The following is a 17,623-nucleotide window of genomic DNA, read 5'->3' on the forward strand; positions in this document are numbered from 1 at the left end:
CGCGGCGCGGCAGAGCGCCGGAGGAATCCTCCACCTCCACGCGCAGGCGCCGGTCGCTGCCGGTGAGGCTCCAGAGTGCCATCCGAGGCCGCCCCGGTCAGCCGCCCACGGGCACCCGCGACCCGGCGCGGCGCGCCACGGCGCTGGAGCACCGGTCAGCCGCGTTCCGGTACCAGGAACTCGCACCACACGCATTTGCCGCCGCCCCGGGCCTCCACGCCCCACACGTCGGTCAGCATGTCGACCAGCAGCAGCCCGCGCCCGGAAACCCCCGACTCCCCCGCCTCCCGGCGGCGTGGCAGGGCGCTGGAGGAGTCCTCGACCTCCACGCGCAGGCGCCGGTCGCTGCCGGTGAGGACTCTGAGGGTGACGACCGCGGAGCCCTCGGTGTGCATCAGGGCGTTGGTGATCAACTCGTCGGCGACCAGTTCGATCTCGTCGGCGCGGTCGCCCGCGCCCCAGGCGCGGACCGCGGCGCGGATCATGTGCCGGGCCAGTGTCAGCGCCTCGGGGTCGCCGGGGGCCACGTGCTGCTGGAGCCGGGCGGGGGTCCGCACGCTGTCCAGGACCCGGCGGCGCAGCAGGAGCAGGGCCACGTCGTCGTCGCCGCCGCGCGCCTCGGCCACCTGGATCAGCCGGTTGGCGAGGCTGCGCACGTCGTCCGGGCCCGCGGCGATCAGCGAGGTGAGGGTCTGCACGCCGTCGTCCAGGTCGGCGCCGGGCTGCTCGACGAGTCCGTCGGTGCACAGCAGCAGGGTCTGGCCGGGGTCGAGTTCGAGGGTGGAGACCGGGTACTCCAGCCGGCCGAACTCGGCGGAAAGACCGAGCGGCAGCCCGCCCTCCACGCAGACCCGGTGGCAGCTGCCGTCCGTCCGTCGCACCAGCGGGTCGATATGACCGGCGCGGACCACCTGCACCACGCCGGTGGACAGGTCGGCCTCCGCGTACAGGCAGGTGGCGAAGCGGTCGGTGTCGAGTTCGTGCAGGAAGACGGAGGCACGGGCCATCACGGTGGCCGGCGTGTGCCCCTCGGCGGCGTAGGCGCGCAGCACGATACGCAGCTGGCCCATGACGGCCGCCGCGTGCGTGTCATGCCCCTGGACGTCGCCGATGACGGCCCCGACCCGGCCGCTCGGCAGCGGGATGAGGTCGTACCAGTCACCGCCGATGTCCCGGCCGAGGGAGCCCCCGGCGGAGGCGGAGCGGTAGCGGACGGCGACGTCGGCGCCGGGCACGCTGGGGATGGTGCGCGGCAGCATCGCCTGCTGCAGGCCCTGGGCGAGGTCCTTCTCCTGCTCGTAGAGCATGGCCCGCTGCAGGCTCTGGGCGATGCTGCTGCCGAGCGCGACGATGACGGTGCGCTCCTCGTCGGAGAAGCCCTGCCGGTCGTTGTAGAGAAGCCCCATGGCACCGATCGGGCGGGCCTGGGCGATGAGCGGCAGATAGGCGGCCGAGGTGATGTTCAGGTCGGTGATGTGCGGCCACAGGATCGGGTACCCCTGGGCGAACTCCTCCCGGGACTCGATGAAGCGCGGGCTGAGGGTGCGTACGACCTCGCTCATCGGGTAGGGCTCGTCGATCCGGGTGACCCGGGTGCCGGGTACGAAGCTGCCCTCGGGGCCCTCGGCCACCAGCCGGATCCGCCCGGCCTCCACCAGGCCCATGACCAGACTGGTCGCGCCCAGGTGCCGTACGCCGTGGGTGTCCTTGAGGACGTCGATGACGTCCTGGACGCTGCGGGCGTGCGACAGGGCCGCCGTGATGACCTGCACGACGTTGGTCTGTCTGCGGACCGCCTCGTCCTGGGCCGCCCGCAGGCTGCGCGCCTCGCTGTCCTGCAGTTCCTGTGTGGCGTCCCGGACGATGCCGATGACCCGCCGCGGCCGGCCCGTCTCGTCCCGCCGGATGTAGCCCTGGGTGTGGGTCCAGCGCAGCGTGCCGTCGCGGCAGCGGATGCGGAAGTAGGCGCCGTAGTTCTCGCTGCCGTCCTTGATGGCCCGGGCGACCACGGCGTCGAGCCGGCTGCTCTCGGGCTGGGGCACACGGAGCGACAGGCTCTCGGGGCGTCCGTCGTACTCCTCGGGGAGGATGTCGAACACCTCGTGGGCCTGGGCGTCCATGTGGAAGCGGCCGTTGTCCAGGTCCCAGTCGAACGAGCCCATGCGGTTGAGCGCAAGAATCGGATCCGGGTGGGCGGGCCGGTCGTCCGGGACTGACAGGGCCGGCGCCCCCTGATCAGCCATGGGGCCACCTTGCCAGGATTCGTCCGATTCTTCGACCGGGATCGAGGGCACGGTGGGGCTCAGTCGCCGAAGACGCCGGTGGGGCTGTCGAAGATGCTGTCGGTGACGGTCGTGCCGTCGTCGGGGACGAGTCCGCCGCCGTCGGGCAGGTCGGGCACGTCAGGGACGGTGCCGGGGCCGGTCTCGTCGGCGGTGTCCGGGGAGGCGGCGGTCCCGGTGGCGGCGGAGTCCGGGGAGGACTTGGAGATGCCGGGGGTGGGCCGGCCGCCGACGGGAGCCTGCTGGGTTCGGGGGACGGTCGCGGACGGCGTCGCGGTGGCACAGCCCGACGCCTGCGGCCGTACCGGGGCCACGGCACCGCCGGCGTCCGCGGCGACCGGGGCCGTCGCGCCGCCGGAGTTCGGGCGGCGCGTGGGCGTCGGGGTGGCGCAGCCGGCCGGGACGGCGGAGGGGGCGGTGACCGGCGCCCTGCCGCTCTCGCCGGGGGAGGCACTGGGGCGGTTCTCGTGCTCGTGCGGCTTCTGCTGCTCGGTGCGCGGCGGCTGTGTCGCGCTCACCGGCGGGTGTACGACGTGGTCGTGGGAGACATCGTGACCGGTCGGGCGTTCGATCCAGGCATGTGACCCGAGGTCGATGATCGTGATGCTGGTGATGGCGTGCGGTGCCGGGGTCACCTCCAACACCTCGCCGGGCCGGTAGCCCGACCAGGCCTGCCCGCCGGTGCCGGCGGCGCTGTGGGTCGCCGTGGGCGGCTTCAGCGGGTTGCCGCAGGCGCAGCGCACACGCGGCACACCGCGGTCGTCGACCAGCACGGCGGTGCCGGCCTGCAGGACGGACTGGAATCCGGCCGCCTGCCCGTCCCGGTACCCGTGGTTGGTGACCCGGGTGTCCGCGCGCAGCACGACCGGCGTCAGACCGCGCAGATATCCGGGTACCGCCGTCCGGGTGATGCCCTCGGCCCGGGCGAACGCGCTGCCCCTGGCCGGGTCGGCGGCCAGATAGCCGATCTGCCGCTCGACGTCGCAGCTGCCCACCCGTGCGGTGCCGCCGTACAGGCCGGGCGTGCCGCCGGAGACGGACCGCACCCCGCTCACGGGCAGGGCGATGTTCCCGATGGGGCCGACCGACTGCGCCGTCCGGGTGATCTGGTCCGCGGAGTGGGGGCCGCCGGTCGCCGTGGAACCGGTGAAGGGGTCGGGGCCCTGGGCCGCGACCGGCTGCAGGAAGACCTCGCCGCTCGGACCGGTGTCCCCGGCGCCGTCGCGGGCACAGCCGGCGACGAGGAGCACCGCCGAGAGCAGACAGGCCATGACGGTGGTTCCGGTGGGTATCCGCACCACGTTCTCCCACTTCAGCTGGGGCAATTCGTTCACTATTGTCTGCTTCACTCGCTCGGGTTACGCAAGTGGAGCGGTGCGGTACACAGGGTGACGAGCGCGTGGGGCGCGCCGTGCCCGCGGCGCCACAATGGAGGCAGGAGCGCACGGCCGTGAACTGGTTCACCGCACCCGAGTACTGGTGGAGCCGACTGATCTTCCAGCGGGCTCTGGCCGGCGTGTATCTCGTCGCGTTCCTGACCGCGGCCCTGCAGTTCCGTGCGCTGCTGGGTGAGCGGGGCATGCTGCCGATCCCGCACTTTCTGCGCCGGGTGCGCTTCCGGGACGCGCCGAGCCTGTTCCACCTCCGCTACTCGGACCGTCTGTTCGCGGGCTGCTGCTGGGCGGGCTGTGCCGTGTCGGCGGCGCTGCTCGCGGGCATGGACTCACAACTGCCCCTGTGGGGCGGACTGGTGCTGTGGCTGGTGCCCTGGGCGCTGTATCTGTCGGTCGTCAACGTCGGCCAGACCTGGTACGCCTTCGGCTGGGAGTCGCTGCTCCTGGAGGTCGGCTTCCTCGGTGCCTTCGTGGGCAACGACGAGGTGGCGCCGCCCATCGTGGTGCTGTTCCTGCTGCGCTGGATCCTGTTCCGCGTCGAGTTCGGCGCCGGTCTGATCAAGATGCGCGGCGACGCCTGCTGGCGGAAGCTGACCTGCCTCTACTACCACCACGAGACCCAGCCGATGCCGGGCCCGCTGAGCTGGTTCTTCCACCATCTGCCGCAGCCGCTGCACCGCGTCGAGGTGGCCGCCAACCACTTCACCCAACTCGTGGTGCCGGTCCTGCTGTTCACCCCGCAGCCGATCGCGACGGCCGCCGCGTCCCTGATGATCGTCACCCAGCTGTGGCTCGTGTTGTCCGGCAACTTCTCCTGGCTGAACTGGATCACGATCGTGCTGGCCCTGTCGGCGCTGCGGATCCCCGCCGCCGCGCCGTCCGTGCCGCCGGCGCCGCTCTGGTACGAGATCGTGGTCCTCGCCGTGGCCGCGCTCATCGTCTGGCTGAGCTACCACCCGGTGATGAACATGATCTCCCGCCGCCAGGTCATGAACCGCTCCTTCGACCCGCTGCACCTGGTGAACACCTACGGCGCGTTCGGCAGCGTCAGCCGTATCCGCTACGAGGTGGTGGTGGAGGGCACGCTCGACGACGTCCTGCACGAGGACGCGCGGTGGCGGGAGTACGAGTTCAAGGGCAAGCCGGGCGATCCACGGCGCTGGCCGCGCCAGTTCGCGCCGTACCACCTGCGGCTGGACTGGCTGATGTGGTTCGCCGCGCTCTCGCCCGCCTACGCCGGGTCCTGGTTCGGCGCGCTGGTGGAGCGGCTGCTGGAGAACGACCGGGACACGCTGAAACTGCTGCGCAGCTCCCCGTTCCCGCTCGACGAGCCGCCCCGCTACATCCGCGCCCGTCTCTTCCGCTATCGCTACACGACCTGGCGGGAGCTGCGGGAGACGGGCGCGTGCTGGGAACGGACGTATGTGCGGGACTATCTGCCGCCGACACGGCTCGCCGAGGCCATTCAGAGGCGGTAGACACGGGTGGCGGTGCCCGAGAGGACGGCGACGCGCTCCGCCTCACTGAGCTGTGGGGTGAACTCGCCTGTGACGGTGAGCACTTCGCGGTAGGTGGCGGCCAGTGTGCACACCGGCCAGTCCGAGCCGAACATCAGGCGGTGCGGGCCGAAGGCCTCCAGAGCCACGTCCGTGTACGGGCGCAGGTCGCCGGCCGCCCAGGAGGCGTGGTCGGCCTCGGTGACCAGGCCGGAGAGCTTGGCCACGGTGTTGGGCAGTGCGGCGAAGGTCCGGACGGCCGTCGCCCAGGGTTCGATTTCCCCCGAGGCGATGGGGGGTTTGCCCAGGTGGTCGAGGACGAAGGTGAGCCCGGGCAGTGATGCGGCCGCCTCGGCACAGGCGGGGAGCTGGTGGGGCAGGACGACGAGGTCGTACACCAGGCCCGCGTCGGCCACGGCGGCGAGCCCTCGGCGGACATCCGAACGAAGCAGCCACTGCGGGTCCGGCTCGCCCTGGACCTGGTGGCGGATGCCCTTCAGGTACCGGCCGCCGGGGAGTTCGCGCAGTCGGGCCAGTTCACCGGCGACGTCGGGGCGGGTCAGGTCCGTCCAGCCGACGACCGCGCCGACGAGGTCGTGCGCGTCGGCGAGGGCGAGGAACTCGGGGGTCTCCTCGGGCACGGTGACCGTCTGGACGAGGACCGTGCGGTCGACTCCGGCCGCCCGCGCCTGCGGTGCCAGCTCGGCGAGGGTGAAGTTCCGGCGCAGCGGCCGGAGTTCGGGGCCGGTGATCCAGTCCTGGTCGCGGATCGAGAGGTCCCAGACGTGGTGGTGGGCGTCGACGGTCACGGCAGCTCCCACACGACGGGCAGACCGGCGCCCGCGCCGTCGGCGGAGTAGTCGTGCACGACGTCGAGGAGTTCGGCCATCCGCGTCTGCCAGGCGACGTTCACCGGCAGCTTCTCCAGTTCGGCGAGGAGGCGGCCGTAGTCCTCGCACTCCAGGAGGTGGAAGAGGTCGGTACCGCTGCGCCAGATCGTCCAGGACGTGGCACCGGCGGCACGGATGGCGTCGGTGAGCTCGGCCGGAACCTCACGGTGCGCGGCCTCGTACGCGCCCACGCGGTCCGCGCGGACCCTGGTGTGCAGGGCAACTCTCATGACGCCTCCTCGCCGGGCAACAGGCCCGCCTCGCGCAGTTCCCGCCAGCAGGCGTCCGGGACCGCGGTCTCGAACTGGTCGGCACAGTCGTGGACTTCGGACGCTGAGCGGGCCCCGACCAGGACGCCGGCGACCGCCGGATGTGCGGCGCAGAAGGCGAGGGCGGTGGCGCGCAGGGTGGTGCCGTGGCGCTCGGCGATTGATTTGAGGCGTAGGGCGCGGTCCAGCAGTTCCTGCGGCGCCGCCCCGTAGTCGTACGTCGCTCCCGGCCGTGGATCCGCCAGCAGGCCGGAGTTGAAGGCGCCGCCGATGACGACCGACGTGCCCCGTTCGCGGGCGGCCGGCAGCAGGTCGGTGAGCGCGCTGTGGTCGAGGAGGGTGTAGCGGCCGGCGCACAGCACCACGTCGACGTCGGTCTCGCGGACGAAGCGGGTGAGCATCGCGGTCTGGTTCATGCCCGCGCCGATCGCGCCGACCACGCCCTCGTCCCGGAGCTTCGCCAGGGCCGGGTAGCCCTCGCGGAAGGCCTGCTCGGCGTGGTCGTCGGGGTCGTGGAGGTAGACGATGTCCACCCGGTCGAGGCCGAGCCGTTCCAGGCTGGCCTCCAGGGTGCGGCGGATGCCGTCGGCGCTGAAGTCCCACACCCGGCGCCGCGTGGCGGGCACGGCGAAGCCGTTGGCCAGGTCGTCGCCTGGGAGGTCCGCGGGCTCCAGGCGCCGGCCGACCTTCGTGGAGACCGTGTACTGCGCCCGGGGGAAGTTCCGCAGGGCCCCGCCGAGCCGTCGTTCGGACAGGCCGAGCCCGTAGTGCGGGGCAGTGTCGAAGTAGCGGATGCCGCGCTGCCAGGCGGCGGCCACCGCCTCGTGCGCCTGTTCCTCGCCGACCTCGGTGTACAGGTTGCCGATCCCGGCGGCGCCGAAGGCCAGCGCGCTGACCTCGACGCCGCTGCGGCCGAGGGCGCTCATCGGCCCGCCGGGCGCAGCCTGAGGCCCTGCATGCCGCCGTCGACGGCCAGGGCGGTGCCGGTGGTGGCGCCGGACAGCGGGCTCGCCAGGTAGGCGATGGCGCCCGCGACCTCTTCCGCGGAGACGAGGCGTCCGGTGGGCTGCCGGGCCTCCAGCGCGGCGCGCTCGGCGGCCGGGTCGGGTGCCGCGTCCAGCAGCCGGCCGATCCACGGGGTGTCCGCGGTACCGGGGTTGACGCAGTTGACGCGGATGCCCTCGCGGACGTGGTCGGCGGCCATGGCCAGGGTCAGGGAGTACACGGCGCCCTTGGTGGCGCTGTAGAGCGCCCGCCGCGGCAGTCCGGCGGTGGCGCCGATGGAGCAGGTGTTGACGATCGCCGCGTGCCGCGACCGGCGCAGATGCGGGAGGGCGGCGCGGGCGGCGCGGACCATCCCGAGGACGTTGACGTCGAACACGCGCCGCCATTCCTCGTCGTCGTTGTCCTCGACGGTGCCCTGGGCGCCGATGCCGGCGTTGTTGACGAGTATGTCCAGTCCGCCGAGTTCCCCGGCCGCCCGTTCGACGGCCTCGCGCACCGATGTGTCGTCGGTGACGTCGGCCCGGTAGCCGAGCAGTGGCTCGTCCACCGACGAGGGGTCGACGTCCAGGACGGCGACCCGGGCGCCGCGTGCGGCCAGGAGTGCGGAGGTGGCCCGGCCGATCCCGGAGGCGCCGCCGGTCACCAGGGCGCTCAGTCCCTCGAAGTCGCTCACGCCGCCCGTCCCTTCTGTGTGGCGGGGTCGGCGGCCCAGAAGGTGCCGCCGGGGAACGTGTACCGCGCGATGGACTCGGGCCGCATGGTGGCCGAGAAGCCCGGCGTGGTGGGTGCCGTGTAGTGACCCTGGCGGATCACCACCGGGGCGAGGAAGTGCTCGTGCAGATGGTCGACGTACTCGATGACCCGGTCGTCCGTGGTGCCGGAGACCGCGAGGTAGTCGAACATCGCCAGGTGCTGGACGAGTTCGCACAGTCCGACGCCGCCCGCGTGCGGGCAGACCGGGACGCCGAACCTGGCCGCGAGCAGCAGGACGGCGAGGTTCTCGTTGACGCCGCCGACCCGGGCCGCGTCGATCTGGACCACGTCGAGAGCGCCCGCCTGGAGCATCTGCTTGAAGACGATCCGGTTCTGGACGTGCTCGCCGGTGGCGACCTTCACAGGGGCGACGGCCTCGCGGATCGCCGCGTGTCCGAGGACGTCGTCGGGGCTGGTGGGCTCCTCGATCCAGTACGGGTCGAACTCGGCCAGCGCCTTGGTCCAGCGGATCGCCTCGTCGACGTTCCAGCGCTGGTTGGCGTCGATCGCCAGGCGGATGCCGGGTCCGACGACCGAGCGGGCGACCCGGCAGCGGCGTACGTCGTCGTCGAGGTCGGCGCCCACCTTCAGCTTGATCTGCCGGAAGCCGTCGGCGACGGCCTGGGCGGCCAGCCGGGTGAGCTTGTCGTCGTCGTAGCCGAGCCAGCCGGCGGAGGTGGTGTAGGCGGGGAAGCCGCGCTCCAGCAGCCGGGCCCGGCGCCCCGCGGCTCCTTCCCGGCCGCGGCGCAACAGGTCCAGCGCCTGCTCGGGGGTGAGCGCGTCGGTGATGTACCGGAAGTCGATCTGCCGCACGATCCACTCGGGTTCGGCGTCGGCGAGCAGCTGCCACAGCGGCTTGCCTGCGCGTTTGGCGGCGAGGTCCCAGACCGCGTTCACCAGGGCCCCGATCGCCATGTGCATCACGCCCTTCTCGGGGCCGAGCCAGCGCAGTTGGCTGTCCCCGATCAGGTCCCGGAAGAGCGACCCCGGGTCGTCGCACAGCTCGTCCACGGAGCGGCCCAGCACATGGCCCCGCAGCGCGTCGATCGCGGCGACCTGGACCTCGTTGCCCCGCCCGATGGTGAACGTGAACCCGTGCCCCTCGTGTCCGTCGGGCGCGTCGGTGCGCAGCACGACGTACGCCGCCGAGTAGTCGGGGTCGGGGTTCATCGCGTCGGAGCCGTCCAGCTCGCGCGAGGTGGGGAAGCGGATGTCGTAGGTGTCGAGCGCGGTGACGCGGGCGGGGGTCGGGGACACGGAAGGCCTTTCGGTCGGTGAAGAGGGGGCGGCGGGGGTCAGTCCTGGGCCCGGCCCGTCGTCACGCGGGCAATCATGAGTGCGACGAGGATGATTCCGCCGTAGATGGCCTGGATCCAGAACGACGGCACCTGGGCGAGGGTGAGCAGGTTCTGTACGACACCCAGCAGGAGTACGCCGGTGAGCGCGCCGAACATGGTGCCCTTGCCGCCGTCCAGGCTGATGCCGCCGATCACGGCCGCCGCGAACACGGTGAAGATCATGTTGTTGCCCTGGTTGGCGCTGATCGCGCCGACATAGCCGGTCTGCATGATCCCGCCGACCGAGGCGAGGACCCCCGCGACGACGAACACGCCGAGCATCACGCGCTCGACCCGGATACCGGCCGCCCGGGCCGCGTCCGCGTTGCCGCCGATGGCGTACAGGGCGCGGCCGACGCGGTGGTACTTCAGTACGAACCCGGCGACGGCGAAGGCGACGGCGGCGAGCCACACCGACATCGGGACGGAGAGGAAGGTGGTGGTCGCCAGCGAGTAGAAGCTGTCCGGCATGCCGAAGAGGGTCTTGCCCTTGGTCGCGCCGACCAGCAGTCCGCGCAGCACGATCAGCATCGCGAGCGTCACGATGAACGCGTTGAGCCGGAACTTGACGACCAGGATGCCGTTGAAGGCACCGACGGCCGCGCCGACGAGGAGGACCGCGAACAGCGCGAGCGGTGCCGGGAGTTCGGTGCCCCAGCCGGACTGGGCGGAGGGCAGCACCAGAAGCGCTCCGACGGCGGGCGCGATGCCGACGACCGACTCCAGGGACAGGTCGAACCTGCCGGTGATGAGCACCAGCGACTCGGCGAGCACGACCATCGCCAGCGCGGCGCAGGCGCCGAGGACGGAGACGAGGTTGCGCTCGGTGAGGAACGAGTCGTTGACCACCGCGCCGAGCACCATGAGCAGCAACAGGGCGGGCACAAGGGCGAGTTCGCGAGCCCGGCGAATCAGTACGGCCCTGGCCGCCCGCGGGTCGGGGGAGCGTACCGGGGTGAGCGGTGGGGCCTTGGTGTCAGCCATGGTCCACTCCTTCGATGGAGGCGATCAGCTCGTGGTCGCGCCAGCCGGCCGGGTGCTCGGCGACGACGCGGCCGTGGAAGAGGACGAGGACGCGGTCGCAGCGGCGCAGGTCGTCGAGTTCGTCGGAGACGACGAGCACGGCGGTGCCGTCCTCGCGGGCGCCGTCCATGCGGGCCAGCAGGGACTCCTTGGACTTCACGTCGACGCCGGCGGTGGGGTTGATGAGGACGAGGAGGCGGGGGTCGGAGGCGAGGGCGCGGGCCATGACGACCTTCTGCGCGTTGCCGCCGGAGAGGTCGGAGACGGGCTGTTCGGGGCCCTCGGTGTGGATGTCGAGGCGCTCGATCAGCTCGGTGGCGAAGCCGCGCCTGCGCCGGGTGCCGACGAAGCCGTGACGGCCGAGCCGGTCCAGGACGCTCATGGTCGTGTTGTCGCCGATGGTCATGGACGGGACGAGGCCCTGTTCGTGCCGGTCGCGGGGGACGCAGCCGACGCCCGCCGTCAGCGCGGCCCGTACGTCGCCGAAGGGGAGCGCTTCCCCGTCGAGCCGGGCCGACCCGCCGCTCGGGGGGTGCAGACCGGCGAGCGACTCGGCCAGCTCGATCTTGCCGCTGCCGCTGGTCCCGGCGAGTCCGACGACCTCACCGGCGCGCACGGTGAGGTCGACGTCCCGGTACGCGGCGGAGTGGAGGCCGCGCACGTCGAGCACGACGGGGGAATCGGCGGCGACCGTGGTGCGCACCTGGTCGTACCGGGTGACCGTCTCCCCCGCCATCGCCTCCACCAGGGCCGCCCTGGGCAGGTCGGCGACGGGAGCCGTGGTGATCCAGCGGGCGTCGCGCAGCACGGTGACGGTCTGGCAGACCTCGTACACCTCCTGGAGGTGGTGGGAGATGAACAGGAAGGTGACGCCGGAGTCCTGCAGCGCCCGCATGCGGCTGAACAGCCGCTCGATCTCATGGTTGTCGAGCTGGGCGGTCGGCTCGTCGAGCACGATGAACCGGGCACCGAAGCTCAACGCCCGTGCGATCTCCACCATTTGGCGGTCCTCGACCTTGAGGTCGGCGGTGCGGGCCTCGGGGTCGACATGGACGTCCCAGGTGTCGAGAAGCTCGGCGGCCTCGGTCTTCAGTCTGCGCCAGCTGATGAAGCCCCGGTTGAGCGGCTGGCGGTTGATGAAGAGGTTCTCGGCGACCGTCAACTCCGGTACGACCGTGGGCTTCTGGTAGACGCAGGCGACCTTGCTCCGCCAGGCGTCGCGGTCGGTGAGCGGGGGCGCGGGCCGGCCGTCGAAGCGGACGGTGCCCTCGTCCGGCGCCTGGAGGCCGGTGAGGACGCCCACGAGGGTGGACTTGCCCGCGCCGTTGCGGCCGACCAGGGCGTGGGACTCGCCGGGCAGCACGGTGAGCCGGCCGTCGGCGAGGGCGACCGTGGGGCCGTAGCGCTTGACGATGCCGCGTGCCTCCACCAGCGGCGCGTTCTCGGGTGCGCTCATTTGACGGTGTTGCCCCACAGCTTCGGGTCGTCGACGTTGTCCTTGGTGACCAGGGGCGCGGGGAGTTGGTCCTCCAGGATGCCGCTGGGCAGCTTGACGATCGTCGAGTCGTGGTCGGTGGGGCCGGGCTGGAACGTCTTCCCCTCCATCGCCGCCTTGATGTAGTACATGCCGTACTTGGCGTAGGCATCGGCCGGCTGGGAGACCGTCGCGTCGATCTCGCCCTTGCGGATGGCGTCGTACTCCTGCGGGATGCCGTCGTTGGAGACGATGGCGATGTGGCCCTTCTGGCCGGCCGTCTTGAGCATGTTCTTCGACTTGAGGGTCTGCAGCGTCGGCGCCAGATACACCCCGCCCGCCTGCATGTAGATGCCCTTGATGTCGGGGTTGGCGTTGAGGAGCGTGTCGAGCTTGGAGGCCGCGGTGTCGGACTCCCACTTGGCGGGGATCTCCAGCACCTTGAGCTTCGGGTAGTTCTTCTTCACGCAGGTCCGGAAGGCCTCGGAGCGGTCCCGGCCGTTGACCGAGGCGAGGTCGCCCATGATCTGTACGACCTTGCCGCCGGTGATGTGCTTGCCGAGGTAGTCGCAGGCCTTGGTGCCGTAGGCGACGTTGTCGGCGCGGACGACCATGGCGACCTTGCCCTTGTCGGGCGCGACGTCGACGGCGACGACCGGCACTCCCTTGCGGTCGGCCTGGTCGAGTCCGGCCTCGATGGCGGCGCTGTCCAGCGGGGCGACGACCAGGCCCCTGACGCCCTGGTTGAGCTCGTTGTTGATGTCGGTGATCTGCTGCGAGGCGTCGCTGTTGGAGTTGACGGTCTTCAGCGCGTCGACGCCTTCCGACTTGGCCATCTTCGGCACGTAGTCGTTGTACGACTGCCAGAACGGCGAGGTCAGCAGGGGCAGGATCACCCCGACCTTGCCGGTGCCGCCGCCCTTGGCGCCCGCGGCGCCGTCGTCCTTGGTGCTGCCGCATGCGGCGAGTACGAGCGAGGCGCCGACGGCCAGGGCCGCCACGCCGATGATCCGGGGCCTGTTCCGCTTCCTCAGTGTTCTGCCGGGCATCTGGCAGCTCCTCATCGAGCGTGTTCGAGCAGATGCCCGCATACTTATCAGACCACTCCTGCGATACAACAGCCTCCGAACGCGGATTTCGCCGCTTCTTGCTCGTAGTGGTCGGACCACCTTGGTGGTTAGACTGCGACGCACTCGGCGACTGGAGGAATGGCGTGGAGGAAGCAGCCCCGCAGAAGGGCACCGTGACACAGCGCGCCATCGAGCGGATCAAGGCGATGATCGCCGACGGCAGCCTCGAACCGGGCCAGCGTCTGCCCACCGAGCGGGATCTGGCCGCCCAGCTGGGCATTTCCCGCAGCTCGATGCGCGAGGCGATCCGCGCGCTGACGGTGCTGGGCGTCCTGGAGGCCCGGCACGGATCCGGTATCTATGTCACCGCGCTGGAGGCGGGCGACCTCCTGGAGACCTTCGGGGTGGTCGCCGACCTCTCCCGGGGCCCGCGTCTGGTCGAACTGCTGGAGGTGCGCCGGATCCTGGAGTCCACGGCGACCGCCCTGGCCGCCGCGCGCATCACCCCGGACCGGCTCGCCGAGGTGGAGAAGCACCTGACGGCGATGAACGCCACCGACGACCCCGAGGAGATCCTCGCCCACGACCTCACCTTCCACCGCGAGATCGCGGCCGCCGCGGGCAACGACACCATGGCGGCGATCCTGGAGGGCCTGTCCTCCCGCACCTTCCGCGCCCGCGTCTGGCGCGGCTACCAGGAGGAGGGCGCGTTCGCCCGCACCCGCCGCGAACACGCGGCGATCCACCGCGCCCTGGCCGCCCGCGACCCGGAGGCGGCCCGCGCGGCGGCGGCCGCGCACGTGGGCGAGGTGGAGGAGTGGCTCAGAGCCCAACTGGGGCCCTGACCCACCCACATCCGGTCATCCTCCCGCCGCGGGCACCGGCCCGCACGCAGGCAAGATCGAGGAACGACCCAAGACCCAGCCGGGGCCCTGCCCCACGCGCACCCAGTCAGCCACCCACCACCGGCACCGGCCAGCACGCAGGCAAGATCGAGGAGCAGCTCAAAACCCTGCCGGGGCCCTACCCCACCCGCGCCCGGTCACCCACCCACCACAGGCACCGGTGGCTCCGGACGCCCTCCCCGTGCCTCGGACCAGGCACGTAGCTCATTGGCCCCGACCTCCTCGACCACCGTCTGCAACGCCTGCCGGGCCGTGGTGTCTCGTTCGGGCTCGGGCAGGAGGACGTAGCGGTCGATCGCCCGGCGCAGGGTCTCGCGCGCCTGCGCGGCCAGCACCCAGCGCGAACCGGCGCCGTACAGCTGACGCATGCCGGTGAAGAAGACGGCGCCACCCGCGATCAGAGCGGTCAGCCAGGCGGGAGCGTGCAGACCGGCGGCCACCACCGTCACCGACGTGGTGAGGAGAGCGCCGAGTTCGGTGACGTGGTGCAGCCTCCTGGCCCGGTCACAGGTCCGTGCGTAGAACGCCAACTCCCGTCGGGCGAGGGCGAGCAGGGGATCCGGTTCCGCGGCCCAGGAGTTGTCGGGGACCCTTCTTCGTCTCATCGGCACATCATCGTGGCCGGGCCCGCGCCGGGGAAACCCCGGGCGGACGCACGGCCGGACACACCGGGCGCCGGCCGTGCGTACCGCGGGTTCATCCCCTGCGCAGCCTCAACGTCAGCAGTTCGAACGGGCGCAGCCGTACGGTGATGCGGTCGCCGTCCCGCTGCGGCGGCTCCCCCTCGTCCCACGCGCGCTCCAACAGGTCCGTGGCCGTGACGTCCGCGACCTCGAAGCCCGCCGTCAGCGTGGCCCCGGCCCGTCCTCCGTGGGCCTCGTGCAGGCGCACCACGACGTCGCCGCTGCCGTCGTCGGCGAGCTTCACCGCCGTGATCACGATCGCGGAGTCGTCCACCGTCACCAGCGGGGCGACCTCGTGGGCGCCGGTCAGCCGGCGTTCCGGGAGGTTGATCCGCCAGCCCTCGCGGACCGCGTCGCCGATGCCCGCGCCCGGTACCAGGGCGTGCCGGAAGCGGTGGACGCCCTGGTCGGTCTCGGGGTCGGGGAAGCGCGGGGCGCGCAGCAGGGAAACGCGCACCGTGGTGGTCGTACCGCGGTCGCCGTCGGTGCGCACGGTACGGGTCACGTCATGGCCGTACGTCGAGTCGTTGACGACCGCGACACCCCACCCGGGCTCCTCCAGATGGACGAAGCGGTGGTTGCAGGCCTCGAACTTGGCCGCCTCCCAGGAGGTGTTGGTGTGCGTGGGGCGGTGGAAGTGCCCGAACTGGGTCTCGGACGCGTACCGTTCGGCGTGCAGATCCAGCGGGAAGGCCAGCTTGAGGAACTTCTCCGTCTCGTGCCAGTCGACCTCGGTGTCGAGGACCAGTCGCCGCTCGCCCGGCGGCAGCGACAGCACCTGGGTGACCCGGGAGGCACCGAAGGACCGTACGATCCGCACCGACCGGCCGTCCTCCCCCGGATTCACCTCGTCGGTGTCCGTGAGGTCCGTGACCGTGTTGCGGTAGAAGGCGTCGACGTCCCAGGCGTCCCACATGTTCGGGAAGTCCGGGTGGAGTTGCAGGAGGTTGGCGGCCCGGCCCGGGGCGATCGTCTCGCGGTCGGCGTCGATGTCGTACGCCGACACGACCAGGCCGTGGGCGTCGATCACGATCCGCAGCAGGCCGTTGTCCAGGACGTGTCCGCCGTCCGGGCCGGGTGCCAGGGTCGTCGCGCCCTCGGTCACCGGGGTGCCCGCGCCGCCCGCCGGGATGCCGGCCCGGGTGTGCGGGGCCGCGTTGAAGGCGAGGAGGGCCGGGCCTTCGCCGGCCAGGGCCCGCTGGGCCGCGTCGATGATCGCGCCGAGTTCGGCGGCGAGACGTTCGTACGTGGCGCGGGCCTCGCGGTGCACCCAGGCGATGGAGGAACCGGGCAGGATGTCGTGGAACTGGTGCAGCAGGACCGTCTTCCAGATCCGGTCCAACTCCTCGTAGGGGTAGGGGAATCCGGTGCGCACGGCGGCCGTCGCGGCCCACAGCTCCGCCTCGCGCAGGAGGTGTTCGCTGCGGCGGTTGCCCTGCTTGGTCCGCGCCTGGCTGGTGAGGGTGGCGCGGTGGAGTTCGAGATAGAGCTCGCCGACCCAGACGGGCGGATGGGCGTACTCGGCCTCCGCCTTCTCGAAGAAGGCCGCGGGTGTCTCCCAGACGACCGTCGCCGAGCCCTCCAGATCACGCAGGCGGGCCGCCTTGGCGACCATCTCGCGGGTCGTGCCACCGCCTCCGTCTCCCCAGCCGGTGGGCGCGAGGGACTGCCGGGCGGACCCCTTGTCCTTGAAGTTGCGGGCCGCGTGGGCGATCTCGGCGCCGCGCATGGAGCAGTTGTAGGTGTCGACGGGCGGGAAGTGCGTGAAGATGCGCGTGCCGTCGATGCCCTCCCACTGGAAGGTGTGGTGCGGGAACTTGTTGGTCTGCGACCAGGAGATCTTCTGCGTCAGCAGCCACTTGGCGCCCGCGGCCCTGATGATCTGCGGCAGGCCGGCCGCGAAGCCGAAGGTGTCCGGCAGCCAGGCCTCGTCGTTCTCGATGCCGAACTCGTCGAGGAAGAACCGTTTGCCGTGCACGAACTGACGGGCCATCGCCTCCGAGCCCGGCATGTTGGTGTCCGACTCCACCCACATGCCACCGGCCGGCACGAACCGTCCGTCCGCCACCGCCTTCTTCACTCGCGCCCACACCTCGGGCCGGTGCTCCTTCACCCACGCCCACTGCTGGGCCTGCGACATGGCGAAGACGAAGTCGGGCTCCTCCTCGATGAGGGCGGTCATGTTGGCCGTCGTACGGGCCACCTTGCGGACCGTCTCGCGCAGCGGCCACAGCCACGCCGAGTCGATGTGCGCGTGACCGACGGCGCTGATGCGGTGGGCGGAGGGGACGGCAGGGGCCGCGAGGACCTCGGTGAGGCAGGAACGGGCCGCGGCCGCCGACCCGTTGACGTCCTGCAGGTCGATGGCGTCGAGCGCCCGTTCCAGCGCCCGCAGGATGTCCCAGCGGCGCGCCGACTCCACGGGCAGTTCGGCCATCAGCTCGCCGAGCACCTCCAGGTCGATCACCAGCTGCCACACGGTCTCGTCGAAGACCGCGAGGTCCATGCGGGCAAGGGTGTACTGCGGTTCGCTGCCCGCGGTGTCCCTGTCGCCCAGCTGTGTGGGCCGGAAGGGGTGGTAGTCGAGGATGACGGGGTTGGAGGCGGCCTCGATGTGCAGCCGTACCTCCTCGCCGCCCTCGACGGGCGCGCCGATGCGCACCCACTGGTTGCGCGGGTTGAGGCCCTTCACCGGGGTGCCGTCGGGCCGGTAGACCAGGCCCTCGCACTGGAAGCCGGGCATGTTCTCGTCGAAGCCGAGGTCGAGGAGGGCTTCGACGGTCCTCCCGGCCCAGGCCTCGGGCACGGTCCCGGTCACCCGGAACCAACTGGTGCCCCAGGGAGCACCCCACCGGGCGCCCACCGCGATCGGCTCGGGCTCGGCCGCGAGCCCCTCGTCGACCGGTACGGGCTCGCCGGGCGCGTGCCACACCGCCACCTGGAGGGGCACGGACTCGGGGTACACGGCGGGGCGGACGCGTTCGTCGAGGACGCGCCTGAGACGGGCTTCGACCAGGCTGCGGTCGTCATGCATGCGGGGTG

General features: G+C 71.8%; 14 protein-coding genes. 2 read left to right on the plus strand and 12 right to left on the minus strand.

Annotated features, from left to right (window positions below; genetic code table 11):
• Positions 1-155: 155 nt before the first annotated feature.
• Together ACFY1J_RS15615 and ACFY1J_RS15620 are read right to left on the minus strand one after the other, a co-directional pair.
• Positions 156-2,243 carry a SpoIIE family protein phosphatase gene (locus ACFY1J_RS15615; RefSeq protein WP_390705732.1) on the minus strand — a complete coding sequence of 696 codons (2,088 nt, stop codon included), beginning with the start codon at positions 2,241-2,243 and terminating at the stop codon, positions 156-158.
• A 59-nt stretch (positions 2,244-2,302) separates the two neighbouring features.
• Positions 2,303-3,607 carry a DUF6777 domain-containing protein gene (locus tag ACFY1J_RS15620; RefSeq protein WP_390731334.1) on the minus strand — a complete coding sequence of 435 codons (1,305 nt, stop codon included), beginning with the start codon at positions 3,605-3,607 and terminating at the stop codon, positions 2,303-2,305.
• 125 nt (positions 3,608-3,732) lie between these two features.
• Here ACFY1J_RS15620 and ACFY1J_RS15625 point away from each other — a divergent pair, with 125 nt between their 5' ends.
• On the plus strand, positions 3,733-5,154 hold the full coding sequence (locus tag ACFY1J_RS15625) for a lipase maturation factor family protein (RefSeq protein ID WP_390705730.1): 1,422 nt from the start codon (positions 3,733-3,735) through the stop codon (positions 5,152-5,154).
• Here the strand turns inward: ACFY1J_RS15625 and ACFY1J_RS15630 are convergent.
• The 8 genes from ACFY1J_RS15630 to ACFY1J_RS15665 are packed head-to-tail and all read right to left on the minus strand — an operon-like array spanning position 5,142 to position 12,972.
• Positions 5,142-5,981, minus strand: coding sequence for an amidohydrolase family protein (locus ACFY1J_RS15630; protein WP_390705729.1), 840 nt, complete (start codon positions 5,979-5,981; stop codon positions 5,142-5,144). The two genes, ACFY1J_RS15625 and ACFY1J_RS15630, sit on opposite strands and share 13 nt — an antisense overlap.
• The gene (locus tag ACFY1J_RS15635; protein WP_390705728.1) at positions 5,978-6,292 is read right to left on the minus strand and encodes an L-rhamnose mutarotase; all 315 of its coding nucleotides are present in this window, start codon (positions 6,290-6,292) and stop codon (positions 5,978-5,980) included. Before ACFY1J_RS15635 ends, ACFY1J_RS15630 begins: the two co-directional genes overlap by 4 nt.
• The gene (locus tag ACFY1J_RS15640; protein ID WP_390731335.1) at positions 6,289-7,257 is read right to left on the minus strand and encodes an aldo/keto reductase; all 969 of its coding nucleotides are present in this window, start codon (positions 7,255-7,257) and stop codon (positions 6,289-6,291) included. Before ACFY1J_RS15640 ends, ACFY1J_RS15635 begins: the two co-directional genes overlap by 4 nt.
• Positions 7,254-8,009 carry an SDR family NAD(P)-dependent oxidoreductase gene (locus ACFY1J_RS15645; protein ID WP_390731336.1) on the minus strand — a complete coding sequence of 252 codons (756 nt, stop codon included), beginning with the start codon at positions 8,007-8,009 and terminating at the stop codon, positions 7,254-7,256. The genes ACFY1J_RS15640 and ACFY1J_RS15645 overlap by 4 nt, the downstream gene beginning before the upstream one ends.
• Entirely contained in the window at positions 8,006-9,346 is a 1,341-nt protein-coding gene (locus ACFY1J_RS15650) for an L-fuconate dehydratase (RefSeq protein WP_390731337.1), read from the minus strand. The genes ACFY1J_RS15645 and ACFY1J_RS15650 overlap by 4 nt, the downstream gene beginning before the upstream one ends.
• 38 nt (positions 9,347-9,384) lie before the next feature.
• Positions 9,385-10,410, minus strand: a complete 1,026-nt coding sequence (locus ACFY1J_RS15655; protein WP_390705724.1) for an ABC transporter permease — start codon at positions 10,408-10,410, stop codon at positions 9,385-9,387.
• On the minus strand, positions 10,403-11,905 hold the full coding sequence (locus ACFY1J_RS15660) for a sugar ABC transporter ATP-binding protein (RefSeq protein WP_390705723.1): 1,503 nt from the start codon (positions 11,903-11,905) through the stop codon (positions 10,403-10,405). Before ACFY1J_RS15660 ends, ACFY1J_RS15655 begins: the two co-directional genes overlap by 8 nt.
• The gene (locus ACFY1J_RS15665; protein WP_390705722.1) at positions 11,902-12,972 is read right to left on the minus strand and encodes a sugar ABC transporter substrate-binding protein; all 1,071 of its coding nucleotides are present in this window, start codon (positions 12,970-12,972) and stop codon (positions 11,902-11,904) included. The genes ACFY1J_RS15660 and ACFY1J_RS15665 overlap by 4 nt, the downstream gene beginning before the upstream one ends.
• A gap of 164 nt (positions 12,973-13,136) precedes the next feature.
• On the opposite strand from ACFY1J_RS15665, the gene ACFY1J_RS15670 reads away from it, so the two are divergent.
• On the plus strand, positions 13,137-13,838 hold the full coding sequence (locus ACFY1J_RS15670; RefSeq protein ID WP_390731338.1) for a FadR/GntR family transcriptional regulator: 702 nt from the start codon (positions 13,137-13,139) through the stop codon (positions 13,836-13,838).
• Between the two features lie 197 nt (positions 13,839-14,035).
• On the opposite strand, the gene ACFY1J_RS15675 is transcribed toward ACFY1J_RS15670, so the two are convergent.
• Entirely contained in the window at positions 14,036-14,503 is a 468-nt protein-coding gene (locus ACFY1J_RS15675) for a DUF4231 domain-containing protein (protein WP_390705720.1), read from the minus strand.
• 91 nt (positions 14,504-14,594) lie between these two features.
• Positions 14,595-17,615: an alpha-mannosidase gene (locus ACFY1J_RS15680; RefSeq protein ID WP_390705719.1), complete on the minus strand. Its 3,021-nt coding sequence runs from the start codon at positions 17,613-17,615 to the stop codon at positions 14,595-14,597.
• Positions 17,616-17,623 lie beyond the last annotated feature (8 nt).

The organism is Streptomyces sp. NPDC001406 (assembly GCF_042895285.1).
Classification (GTDB): domain Bacteria; phylum Actinomycetota; class Actinomycetes; order Streptomycetales; family Streptomycetaceae; genus Streptomyces.

What these genes read in the sequence shown, in the direction of transcription:
- ACFY1J_RS15615 (WP_390705732.1), bottom strand. Translation starts at nt 2,243, where the DNA reads ATGGCTGATCAGGGGGCGCCGGCCCTGTCAGTCCCGGACGACCGGCCC.
- ACFY1J_RS15635 (WP_390705728.1), bottom strand. Translation starts at nt 6,292, where the DNA reads ATGAGAGTTGCCCTGCACACCAGGGTCCGCGCGGACCGCGTGGGCGCG.
- ACFY1J_RS15640 (WP_390731335.1), bottom strand. Translation starts at nt 7,257, where the DNA reads ATGAGCGCCCTCGGCCGCAGCGGCGTCGAGGTCAGCGCGCTGGCCTTC.
- ACFY1J_RS15655 (WP_390705724.1), bottom strand. Translation starts at nt 10,410, where the DNA reads ATGGCTGACACCAAGGCCCCACCGCTCACCCCGGTACGCTCCCCCGAC.
- ACFY1J_RS15660 (WP_390705723.1), bottom strand. Translation starts at nt 11,905, where the DNA reads ATGAGCGCACCCGAGAACGCGCCGCTGGTGGAGGCACGCGGCATCGTC.
- ACFY1J_RS15665 (WP_390705722.1), bottom strand. Translation starts at nt 12,972, where the DNA reads ATGCCCGGCAGAACACTGAGGAAGCGGAACAGGCCCCGGATCATCGGC.
- ACFY1J_RS15675 (WP_390705720.1), bottom strand. Translation starts at nt 14,503, where the DNA reads ATGAGACGAAGAAGGGTCCCCGACAACTCCTGGGCCGCGGAACCGGAT.
- ACFY1J_RS15680 (WP_390705719.1), bottom strand. Translation starts at nt 17,615, where the DNA reads ATGCATGACGACCGCAGCCTGGTCGAAGCCCGTCTCAGGCGCGTCCTC.